Consider the following 3,308-nt stretch of genomic DNA (forward strand, 5'->3'; position numbering starts at 1 on the left):
GATCGGTATCGCGTCGATTCTGGACCGGTTCTGATGACGGGCGTGCAGGCGATTGCACGTCATTTGGTGGAACAGCACGAGCGTGACAGGCGTGCCGGGAGAAATGTCGCGACGTTCGTGTCCGGGTATCAGGGCAGCCCCCTCGCCGGGCTCGACCGTCTGCTGGCTGGCATTCCCGAACTGGCCTCGGAGCACGATGTCCGACTCGTCCCGGGCATGAACGAGGAACTGGCCGCCACCTCGGTGTGGGGGAGTCAGATGGAACTACCCAAGGGGCAGCGGACTCACGACGGCATCGTCGGTGTCTGGTACGGCAAGGGCCCCGGGCTCGATCGCGCGAGCGACTCGCTTCGCCACGGCACGATGTACGGCGCGCATCCAACCGGTGGCGCTCTGGTCCTGGTGGGTGACGATCCCGCAGCCAAGTCGTCGAGTGTTCCTGCAGCGAGCGAGAAGTCGCTTGCCGCTCTGGGGATGCCGATCTTCTTCCCTCGCAACGCGGAAGAAGTCATCGCATTCGGCCTCCTCGGCGTGGCATTGTCGCGTGCGTCCGGATGCTGGTCGTCGATGAAGCTCGTCGCTGATGTCGCCGACGGCATCTGGACGATGAACCGCTGCTTCGACGACTTCACCATCGACGTTCCGGAAGTCGAGTGGGAAGGCAGGGCGTGGACGTACCGTCAACGCATCCTCGCCTCACCGCCGGACAGCCTGCTCGCCGAGGCCGACATGTACGGCCCGCGATGGGAGATGGTGCGACAGTTCAATGACGTCAACGACATCGACAGCATCGATGTCAACCCTACGGATGCATGGCTGGGCATCGTCGCCGTCGGTACCGCCTACGACAGCGTCCGTCAGGCACTCGACGAACTCGGCCTCGGGTCCGAAGAACTGGCTCGCGCCGGCATCCGAGTCATGCGAGTAGGTATGCCGTTCCCGCTGGGAGAGAGACGGATTCATGAATTGGCGGCGGGTGTGGAGACTGTCCTCGTCGTGGAGGACAAGACGTCGTTCGTCGAATCACAGGTCAAAGAGATCCTGTACGGCATCACCGATGCACCCCGCATCGTCGGAAAGCGTGAAGGCGGTGCAGCTTTGGTGCCCGCCGATGGCGAACTGACCGCTGCGCGATTACTGCGGCCGCTCCGGCGCATCCTGAAAGGCCGCGTCGATCTCCCGAAGCCGCCGCCACCTGTGCTGGATCTGACGGTACTCCCCGCCAAGCGGACGCCGTACTTCTGCTCTGGTTGCCCCCACAACCGTTCGACAGCTGTGCCGGAGGGTTCGCTGGCCGGAGGCGGAATCGGTTGCCACACGCTGGTGACGATGTCCTCGCGCACCGATTCTCAGGTCACCGGTCTGACACAGATGGGCGGTGAGGGTGCGCAGTGGATCGGCCAGGCAGCATTCACCGACATAGACCACATTTTCCAGAACGTAGGCGACGGAACGTATTTCCATTCCGGCCAGCTCGCGGTCCAGGCGTGCATCGCTGCCGGGGTCAACATCACCTACAAGATCCTCTACAACTCGGCCGTCGCGATGACCGGCGCGCAGGATGCCGAAGCGGGACTGACGGTGCCGGAATTGACGCACAAACTGGCCTCCGAGGGAGTTGCCAAGATCATCGTCTGCGCCGACGAGCCCGAGCGACACAAGAATGCGTCGTTCGCCGCCGGTGTGACGGTGTGGGATCGCGATCGACTCGACGAAGCCCAGAAGATTCTCCGTGACACGACGGGTGTCACCGTGCTGATCTACGACCAGCAGTGCGCGGCCGAAGCGCGACGAAAACGTAAGCGCAGCACCCTCCCTGCGCGACGCACGCGCGTCGTCATCAACGAGGCCGTGTGCGAGGGCTGCGGCGACTGCGGCGTCAAGAGCAACTGCCTGTCCGTGCAACCCATCGACACCGAGTTCGGGCGCAAGACGACAATCGACCAGACCTCATGCAACACCGACTACTCGTGCCTCGACGGGGAGTGCCCATCGTTCGTGACCGTCGAGCTACCGGAGGACGGCACGGTTCCGCGCACGCCGATCGCGACACCGCCTGCGTCTCCGAGCCCGAACATCGCCACTGTGAACGATATTCACAACGTGTTCCTCGCCGGCGTCGGCGGAACGGGGATCGTCACGGTCAACCAGGTGCTGGGGATGGCCGGGCTGCGGGCAGGCCTGCATGTCGAGGGGCTCGATCAGACCGGCCTGAGTCAGAAGGCGGGCCCGGTCACCTCGCACTTGAGATTGGCCGCGCACAGCAGTGAATCGTCGAACCGCATCAGCCCGTCCTCGGCGGACTGCATTCTGGCGTTCGATCTGCTGACGGCCGCCGACGCGAAAAACGTCGGATACGGCAGTGATACACGCACGGTCACGATCGCGTCGACGAGCCGGACCGCGACGGGCGACATGGTCTACGACTCGTCGGTGAGCTACCCGGACGACGACGATCTCGTCGGCCGGTTGAGGGCTCGCAGTGCGTCATTGACGTCGTTCGATGCCCTCGCTGCGGCCGAGGTGCTGTTCGGCAACACTGCGGCGGCGAACTTCCTGCTCGTCGGCGCGGCGTATCAGGCTGGGGGACTGCCTATTCCGGCTGCGGCCATCGAGGAAGCGGTGTCCATCAACGGTGTTGCGGTCAAGGCGAACCTGGCGGCGTTTCGGTGGGGACGCGTCGCCGTCGCCGATCCCGACGCGTTCGCCGAGGCAGTCCGGACCGAGACCGGACCGTCACGTGGTGACGTCGAGGTGCCGCGTCATCTGACGGGTTCGTTGACTGTCACCGGTGACACGCTCGCCGTCGTCGAGCGTCGTGCCGCGCAGCTGATGGCCTACCAGGGCGAGAAGGTGACCCGTCGGTATCTGCAGACGATGCAGGTCGTCTGGGACGCGGAGACCCGTCTCGGGCAGGGGACACAGTTCGTCGACGCCGTGGCTCACGGATTGCACAAGTTCACCGCGTACAAGGACGAGTACGAGGTGGCGCGCATGTTGACCGACCCGGCATTCGTCGCGGCCGTCGCGGCGGAGGTTCCGGGTGGGGAGAAGCTGACTTACAAACTGCACCCGCCCACGTTGAAGGCTCTCGGGCGTAAGAAGAAGATCGGGATGGGCCCGAAGAGCCACGGTGCGTTGAAGGTCCTCGCCAAGGGCAGGATGTTGCGCGGCACGGTGTTCGACCCGTTCGGGTACGCGAAGGTCCGGCGTATCGAGCGGACGCTGCTCGCGCACTATGAGGCGACAGTGTTGGAGATGGCCGCGGAGCTGACGGCGAAAAACTATTCGCGTGCCGTCGAATTCGC

General features: G+C 64.6%; 1 protein-coding gene. It reads left to right on the forward strand.

Annotation, left to right across the window (positions count from 1 at the left end; all coding sequences use genetic code 11):
- A partial coding sequence (locus CHB96_RS29270; protein WP_245866306.1) for an indolepyruvate ferredoxin oxidoreductase family protein occupies positions 1-3,308 on the forward strand: 3,308 nt, incomplete at both ends.

The sequence above is a fragment of the Rhodococcoides kyotonense genome (assembly GCF_900188125.1).
In the GTDB taxonomy this organism is placed as follows: domain Bacteria; phylum Actinomycetota; class Actinomycetes; order Mycobacteriales; family Mycobacteriaceae; genus Rhodococcoides; species Rhodococcoides kyotonense.